General features: G+C 41.6%; 5 protein-coding genes. 3 read left to right on the forward strand and 2 right to left on the reverse strand.

Translation table 11 applies throughout. The features are described from left to right. Positions 1-204: 204 nt before the first annotated feature. From HWQ42_RS02400 to HWQ42_RS02410, 3 genes are all read left to right on the forward strand, one after another. Positions 205-987, forward strand: coding sequence for a peptidylprolyl isomerase (locus HWQ42_RS02400; protein WP_292808964.1), 783 nt, complete (start codon positions 205-207; stop codon positions 985-987). After that, a complete protein-coding gene (locus tag HWQ42_RS02405; RefSeq protein ID WP_292808965.1) occupies positions 936-3,638 on the forward strand; it encodes a type I secretion system permease/ATPase in 2,703 nt (900 codons plus the stop codon). The genes HWQ42_RS02400 and HWQ42_RS02405 overlap by 52 nt, the downstream gene beginning before the upstream one ends. Positions 3,639-4,097: 459 nt before the next feature. Further along, positions 4,098-5,549: a S8 family peptidase gene (locus HWQ42_RS02410; RefSeq protein WP_292808966.1), complete on the forward strand. Its 1,452-nt coding sequence runs from the start codon at positions 4,098-4,100 to the stop codon at positions 5,547-5,549. 274 nt (positions 5,550-5,823) lie between these two features. Here HWQ42_RS02410 and HWQ42_RS02415 read toward each other — a convergent pair whose 3' ends face one another. Both HWQ42_RS02415 and HWQ42_RS02420 read right to left on the reverse strand, forming a co-directional pair. After that, positions 5,824-7,320, reverse strand: a complete 1,497-nt coding sequence (locus HWQ42_RS02415; protein WP_292808967.1) for an HlyD family efflux transporter periplasmic adaptor subunit — start codon at positions 7,318-7,320, stop codon at positions 5,824-5,826. A gap of 94 nt (positions 7,321-7,414) precedes the next feature. Beyond that, the gene (locus tag HWQ42_RS02420; RefSeq protein WP_292808968.1) at positions 7,415-8,290 is read right to left on the reverse strand and encodes an SDR family oxidoreductase; all 876 of its coding nucleotides are present in this window, start codon (positions 8,288-8,290) and stop codon (positions 7,415-7,417) included. Positions 8,291-8,786 lie beyond the last annotated feature (496 nt).

Raw genomic sequence — 8,786 nt, forward strand, 5'->3', positions numbered from 1 at the left:
TTTCAATCCTGATTTTGTCCCCACTAGACTGTAAAAGTGATCGTGGCAAATTATTTTATTTACTAGCTATATAATTTTTTGACCATTTAGATGTAATTAGTTCATCGAATCTTTATCATATTTATCCATGAATGACCAGATGATTTCTATATGATTTAATTTAAAAGTCCTATAAGTGTTTAACCATTTTCACATAATTAGTTCATGGAATCTTTATCATTTTTGACAATTGATGACCAAATAATTTCTATAGAGCAAGCAGTAAAGTACCTGCAAGCCTCTGGAAAATTGGGACAGTTCATTGGGGATATTCTCCGACAGTACGTAATTGAGGAAGAAATCAGAACACGAGACGATATTGAAATTGGCACCGCAATAACTGAACAGTCAATTATTGACTTTAGGCTGAAAAATCAACTCACTGACCCCCAAAGTTTTCAAGAATGGTTAAAGACAAATAACACAGATTACGCTACTTTTCACACATCGGTTGCTTTTGGTTACAAGTTAGAAAAGCTGAAAGCCGTAGTGACAGAAGCAAAACTCTCAGAATATTTTATTGAGCGCAAGATTTTCTTGGATCGGGTAGTACTTTCCCGGATTGTTGTTGATAATCGAGAATTGGCAGACGAACTCCAAACCCAAATAGAAGAAGGAGGTAGTTTTGAGCAACTAGCTAAAGAGTATTCCCTTTCAGATGACCGAATTGTGAATGGCATGATGGGAATCGTCAGCCGAGGTAGTATGCCGGATATATTACGGGCAGCTATTGATGTGGCCAGTCCTGGACAATTGATAGGTCCAATAGAAATCGTTGGCAAAGACTCTCCCCAAGGAGAAGGGCCTTATGGTTTGTTTCGAGTAGAACAATTTCTACCAGCGTCTTTAGAAGATACTCAACTACAGCAAGCACTACAAAATGAGTTGTTTGAAAAATGGCTAGCAGAGAAAATTCAAAAACTGACAGTCAAGTTACAAGTGAGTTAAAAATTCTGGATAATGAATCTTTACGATTAAAAGTGCTAGCTTCTTTGCCTTGGAATCAGCCACCGCTATCCTGGCTGACTCCCGAACAACAATCCCGATTGGAAAATGAGTGCCAAACCCGCCAGTATCGTCTTGGAGAAAAAATCTGGTCAAACGATGTCGGTGGCTATCAATTTTTAATTGTGGCTGGGAAAGTCCGCTTGCGAGAAGAGGGCGTTGGCAAACCTTTAGCCGCCCTAGATGCAGGGGATTGGTTTGGCGATTTCCAAAAGCTATCTGCGGATGTTAAAGCTGTAGCTGCTAGTAAAGAAGTGGTAGTAGTTTGTTGGGAAACTGCGCTGTGGGCAGAATTTTCTCACCCACAAATTCAGGAATTTTGGCAAGCGTTACCAGTAGAGATGGAAGGACAAAGGGAGACATTTTCCTTTTCTAGTACTCCTTCAGTAACTTCAGCCTCAGACGGGACTTCCAGCCCCCACAGCCTCCAACCCCAAAAAGGACTCCCAGCCGCCAATTTAATCGCTGCAATTTATCCGTTTGTTGCCAGTTGGAACACCGCTGCTGCGTGTTTAACAATGGTGGCGCAACAATTAGAAAATTCTGTGCAACTGGAATGGGTGCAGCGTCAACTCAGAGGACAACGCCCAAAACAGGTTGTGGAAGCAGCAGAAAAGTTAGGGTTAGTGTTGCGGCGGTTACAAGTGAGTTGGAGTGAGTTGCGACAGTTGTCATTTCCAGCTTTATTGCTGTGGAATTCTGACTCACCCCAGAGTCCATCCTGGGTGGTGGCTTATGGAGTTAAAGGCGATCGCTTAATTATCGCTAACCCTCTAAATCCCGAACGGACTTGTGAAAGCTTGCCGCAATCTGTAGTTGAGGTGTCTTGGGATGGACAATTGTGGCAAGTAGAACTCATATCCCAGCAAGAAAAATTTAACCTCAGTTGGTTTACCCCAGCAGTTTGGAAGTATAAAGGATTGCTCACAGAAGTATTGTTAGCATCTTTTACCTTGCAACTTTTGGGGTTAACAACACCGTTAATTACCCAAGTCGTCATTGATAAAGTGATGGTGCAGGGGAGTTTGCCAACTCTGGATGTGATGGCGCTGGCACTTTTATGCGTAGCCATATTTGAGTCCATACTGGGTATTCTGCGCCTATTCATCTTTACCCATACAGCTCGTCGTCTGGATTTGAGTTTATCAGCACAGCTATTTCGCCATCTGATGCGTCTGCCTTTGGCTTATTTTGAGTCGCGCCGCGTCGGAGACACAGTAGCAAGAGTCCAGGAACTCGAACAAATTCGTCAGTTTCTCACAGGTACAGCATTAACTGTAATTCTAGATAGCATCTTTGCTGTGGTCTACCTGGCATTGATGTTTTACTATAACGTCCCACTCACCTTTGTAGCCTTAGCAGTACTGCCACTATTTGCCACATTAACGATAGTTGCAACACCAATTCTGCGTAACTGGCTTAACGAAACCTTTAACCGGAGTGCCGATAGTCAATCGTTTCTAGTAGAGACAATCACCGGAATTCACTCTGTTAAAGCCCACGCAGCCGAACCAGTAGCCCGCGATCGCTGGGAAGGGTTATTTGCCCGCTTCATTCGCACAGGTTTTAAAGCCTCTACCACCTCCAATATCAGCAGCAACATTGGTGATTTTCTCACCAATTTGTCCACCATGCTGATTCTCTGGTTTGGTGCCAAGTTAGTTATCGAACAAAAGCTCACAATTGGACAGCTAGTTGCATTTCAAATGTTGTCTGGTAGAGTCACAGGCCCGCTTTTGCGCTTAGTACAGTTGTGGCAAAACCTTCAACAAGTGCTACTTTCTGTAGATCGCATTGGTGATATTCTTAACGTCTCCCCAGAAGCTGAACTGGGAACTGGCTTAGTTTTGCCACCCCTGAAAGGACAAATCACCTTCGAGCAAGTATTTTTCCGCTACCGCCCGAACTTTGAAGCAATTCTGCGGGGAATCTCTTTCAGTGCTGAACCAGGGCAGTTTGTTGGCATTGTCGGACGTAGCGGTTCTGGGAAAAGTACCCTATCTAAGCTATTGCAACGCCTCTATCAAATTGAATCAGGACGCATCCTGATTGATGGTTTTGATATAAAAAGTGCCGATTTAGCCTCACTACGGCAACAAGTTAGTGTAGTTCTCCAAGAAGACTTTTTATTTAACGGTTCTATTTTGGAAAATATCACTCTCGGTAGTCCCGACATTACCGCAGAGCAAGTTGTAGAGGCGGCAAGATTAGCCGTGGCTCACGACTTCATTAGTCAATTACCCTACGGTTACGAAACCAATGTTGGTGAACGCGGTACAGCTTTATCTGGTGGACAGAGACAACGCATTGCTCTGGCAAGGCTATTTCTTTCCCAAGCGCCGATTTTAGTTTTGGATGAAGCTACTAGTGCCTTGGATAGTGAAACTGAACAACAAGTGCTGCAAAACCTGCAAAAAATTTCCACCAACCGTACCGTGTTCCTGATTGCTCACCGCTTTGCTCCCCTCAAACGTGCCGACTTGATTTTGGTTTTGGAGCAAGGCGTGATTGCCGAACGTGGTACTCACTCACAATTGTTGCAACAAAAGGGTTTGTATTGGTCACTATATCAACGGCAGCAAGCAAACATTTAATAGATTTAACTAATTCAAAGCTTGTGGCTACATAAAAATCGACGTTTGCAAAGGGGCTTAAGGATAGCCTTTGGCGAATGGAGCATAACTCCGTTCGCCATTTTACTTTGGCTGATTTCAATAATTACCCTTGCTCCAGTCTAAGTAATATAAATATTTTTATAGCTAGCGATCGCAGTAGTTATAAGAGTAATAAAAGGAGTCATAACGTCCTAGTATCATTTATGCATTAGCATCAATTAATACACCTTAAATATTTAATATTTACTTGATAAAGTTACTCTTAATAAAAACCGTAATTATCATAATGTTTTTTGGTAATAAAATTAGCATTTTGTTATTAGATTCCATAGTAATTATTGAGAATGAAGTTTGATTCATCCATTGAAATCTTCTTATTATAAAGGTTTCAAGGCTTCAAGCTGTCAAAAAACGGTTGCTATCTTTGAGAAAAAATTTATGCACATTAATGATGTTAATAACAATATATTGTCAAAGAAACAGCTAAATGCCACTTCAATCTCCTCATTAAATAGCTTTAATACAAAAGATAACTACAGCCTCAACTTCAGCAGACGTAGTAGCTATAACTCAGCCGATGCTGATGTGAAGTTGCTAAATAACGATGAATCTGAAAATAGCAATAACGCTACTACTAAGACTTTTAGCACTCAAAATTATAACTCCACAAATGGCTATGGCTTGATTAATGGAGCAGCAGCAGTGGCTAGAGCTATTGGTCAGAATACCTTTGCTGATGTTCCCGATCTTGGTGGCAATAATTGGGGAGCAGACCTGGTTAAAGCACCGGAAGTTTGGGCACATGGATACACAGGTAAAGGCGTTGTTGTCGCTGTTGTGGATACTGGAGTTGACTATAACCACGAAGATTTAACAAATAATATCTGGACGAATACCAAGGAAATTGCGGGTAATGGTATAGATGATGATGGAAATGGCTATATTGATGATAATTACGGCTGGAACTTCGCCGATCAAAACAACAACACCCTAGATGACAACGGTCATGGTACTCATGTTTCTGGCACGATCGCAGGAGAAAATAATAACTACGGTGTCACTGGTATTGCCTACGATGCCAAGATTATGCCTGTCAAAGCTTTAGATAGCTCTGGCTCTGGTTCCTATAGTTCCATATCTAAAGGTATTCGCTACGCTGTAGATAATGGAGCTAATGTGATTAACCTCAGTTTAGGAGGCGCATCTTCTAATCGCACTTTAGAGTCAGCCATTAACTATGCCAGCAGTAAAGGAGTAATTGTAGTCATGGCAGCAGGTAATGATGGTGACTCTTCACCAGACTATCCCGCCCGCTATGCATCCAAGTCGGGAATTGCTGTTGGGGCAGTAGATAAAAATAATAATTTGGCCGACTTCTCTAACCGCTCTGGAACGAATCAAATCGCTTACGTCACAGCTCCAGGAGTCAAGGTTTATTCATCAGTTCCGAATAATCAGTATGCAACTTATAGCGGCACATCTATGGCTGCTCCCCACGTTGCTGGTATCGTTGCCCTGATGCTTAGTGCTAACTCCAACCTGACTGATGCCCAAGTACGTCAGATTGTCACAGAAACCGCAGGAAATAGTACACAAACTACAAGCTCTAGTTTTAAAATTTCTAATGTCAGTTCTCTAGCGAGTCGGGTGATTGCGGAAACCGCAGGAAATAACACACAAACTACAAACTCTAGTTTTAACAATTCCAATTTTGGTTCTCTAATCGGTCAGGCAATTACAGAAACCACAAGATATCTAACACCAGAAAATATTGCTAGTTGGAATGATTCTGATTTTAACCCTGTGATTGGTCAAGCAATTACAGAAACCACAAAATATCTGATATCAGCCGAAGGTAATAACATATTAACAAATCCAGAATTATGGTAGCAATTTAAAAACTATGAGAAGATTCTAGGCAACATCAATATGAATAGCAAATCAGGATGAGAATAACCTTGATTTTGGCAAACTACTAGAGGAAATGCAAAAACAAATAGATCAATATAGAAAATTCTTGGCTATGGCTTGAAAATTATAGCGATTAGCAGTTTAGTTCAATATTGCTCGGTTAAGAAAATCAACCAACCTGCTATCTGTCGTGAATAAATGTAGGGGTTTAACAATGCTAAACCCTTACTTGTGGCTAATCTAACAGACTTTCCTACCTAACGGAAAATGCCTCATTGAACCGCCGTGTTACAGGCTCAGTGATGAATGTCAAAATTGACTTTTTCCGAGTGACAATTTCACCTGTAGCAGCCATGCCTGGTGTAAATTCTACTTCTTGACCTCGAACATTCACTGCGTGTCTATTTAGCTTAATTCTCGTCGGAAAAACTAAACCCAATTCTTTATCAGCAATTGCATTTGGACTGACTTGCATAACTTCGCCATCCACAATGCCAAATTCTTGGAAGGGAAAAGTCGCCATTTTCACTTTTGCCTTCATTCCCTGACGAATAAACCCAATATCGCGGTTAAGAACTTTTACCTCTAGAAGCATTTCTTCCCCTTCCGGCAAAATTGACAGCAATTCTTCACCTGATTGAACTGGCCCCTTGGTGGCTTTGACTTTATAAATTGTACCGGCTACGGGAGCTTCAATCGTTTCTAAAGCTTGTTGCTTCCTCGCCTGCTCTAATTGACCTTGAACAGTTGTTAGTTCTTCTTTACGCTTATTAAACTGCGTCAAAATTTCGCTTTGGCGTTCTGATGCTACACGCTGGGACTGACTGCGTGCAGCGTTGTAAGCTTGTTGTGCTTGGCGAATTTCCTGGACTTGAGCAGCAATATCTTTTTCTAATGATGTGACTTTATCTTGAGCTTCTGTGATTCTATTCTGGGCGTTGATGACTTCATCTTGCGCTCTGGTGATTTCTGTCTTTGCACGAGTTAATCTTTCTTGGGCATCCAGATAATCGACACGAGGCACAGCGCCAGGAGTAATTAGAGTACGTAGGCTTTTTTCCCTTTCTTGAGCCAGGGCTAAATTACTTTCAATTTTAATTCGGATGCTATCTGCATTGACAAGGTTGGTTTGAGCATTCCCAAAGCTACTTTTAGCATTAACTAAGTTATCTTGCAACCTGCTCAAGCGGACTTTAGCTTGATCTATGAGTGCTATTTGGCGATTTGCTTCTGCTTCCGCCGCTGCTTGACGAGCTTGGAAGTCTTGCAGGCGGGAGCTTAAAAGTTCATCTTGCACTTTCGTCCCAGTAGTTTTGCCTCCAATACGTTCTGCATCCAAACGCTGTAAATCGTCTTGAATCAATCTAGTAGATTTGGCTAGGCGGGAAACATCGGTTATTTGTAAGTCTGGATCTTTTTGAATCAGAACTTGACCTTTAGTAACGCGATCGCCTTCTTGAACTTTGACGGCGACAATTGACCCTCCACCCAAGGATGTCACCGGTCTTACCTGTGCGGAGGCAATTAATTCCCCTGGTGCTGTTGCTACTTCATCGATTTGCGAGAAGTACGCCCAGGCGATCGTCCCAAATACGATGGCGCTCATCGTTCCCGCTAATAATCTAGTGTACAGGGGCGGCAATTCCTGTACCGCCTTCCCCAACTCATAAGTAAGTTGTTCCTCCGGTTGGGCGAATCGCTCTTTGGTCTGACGTGCTTGAGCAGCATTTGCAGCTAGAGAAGATTTCATTTGTGTCCTTTATCCTTTGTCCTTTGTCATTAGTCATTTGTCCTTTGTTATTCACTAATGACAAATGACTAATGACTAATGACTGATGTTTAATTCAAACTGCTAAATAGCGCCGCAAAAAACTTTCTAATGTCTCCAATTGGAAGTTAAAAATCGCCTCTAAATTGGCAATTTCATCTTTTGTGCAGAAAAATTCATTTGCTAGCAATGTGCGATAAGTTCCCAAAGCTTTTTGGATTTTGGGATTAAATAAACCCAATGCACCCTGTAACCCATCAATGACAAATAGAGGTGAGTTAATTATTACTGGTTCTTTGGCGAAAATCCGACCAAAAATCCGGGGAATATCTTCTCGTAATAAAATCTCTGGTCCTCCGACGGGTAAAATCTGGTTACGAGCGCCTTCAACTGTCACAGAATCCACAACTATCTTTGCCAAATCATCAGTACTGACAATTGAGGTACGGTTTTTGCGATCGCCAACAAGCAGATATAATCCCGTTTCCCGAAATCTTTCTACCAGTGGCAGCAAGTTAGATGCTAATCCAGATGGGCGTAAAATAGTGTAATTTAAGCCACTAGCTGCCAAATATCGCTCTACTGCTCGTTTAGCTTTAAAAACGGGAGCATCTTCATAACCGCGATCGGCTCCCAGTACAGAAATGAAGACAAAATGCTCTACGCCATTGGCTTTTGCTTGGTCGATGAGTTCAATATTGGTACGGTAATCTAAAGATAGGGCATCGCTATCAGAACCGTGGGCGCTGATAATATACCGCACACCCTGACTAGCTTTCTGGATATCTTTTTGTTCTAGCAAGTCACCGATGAAGATTTCTGAACCTCGGTGTTCTAACTCGCTATAGCGCGAGGTAAGGCGGACAAATGCCCGCACAGATTGTTCTCGTTGTCGTAGGAGTCGCACAACTCTGCGACCAATTCCTCCCGTTGCTCCAGTTACCAGAAACATACAAATACCTAAATTGAATAGTTACAGCGTTTATAGTTGTCAAAATGCTCGATATATGATCAAAACCCATTGAGCAATACTTAAATAGAGATATGAGCATATTTTTATACTTTGTCACCATGCTCAAGATATTCTCACACCAAGAAGTCACACCTTATTTATTTTAATACTCTGAAAATGATCCTCCATATTTTTGTAGATGTCGGGGATAGAGTAATAGGAGGGTGCAACACGAAAAAGGGGGATGTCGGGGATGCAGAGGAGGCAAAACAATGAATAAAGAAGCAATTAAACAAAGATCATAAGAGTTTTGCCGTCGTGCAATCCAAGAAGCATTAGATGAAGATAGAGAAAAGTAATGTTAAAGGAATAGTTGTCATAACTGTGAGAATTACTGGTATAAGTCAGCAATCAAGCATATTGCTTTCTTAATATGCTTGATTACTTGCGGAAAACACCAAAATGAGAAAGCAAACTGGGGTTTGAGTAAGTCAAA

This window comes from Nostoc sp. JL23 (assembly GCF_017115065.1).
Classification (GTDB): domain Bacteria; phylum Cyanobacteriota; class Cyanobacteriia; order Cyanobacteriales; family Nostocaceae; genus Nostoc; species Nostoc punctiforme_A.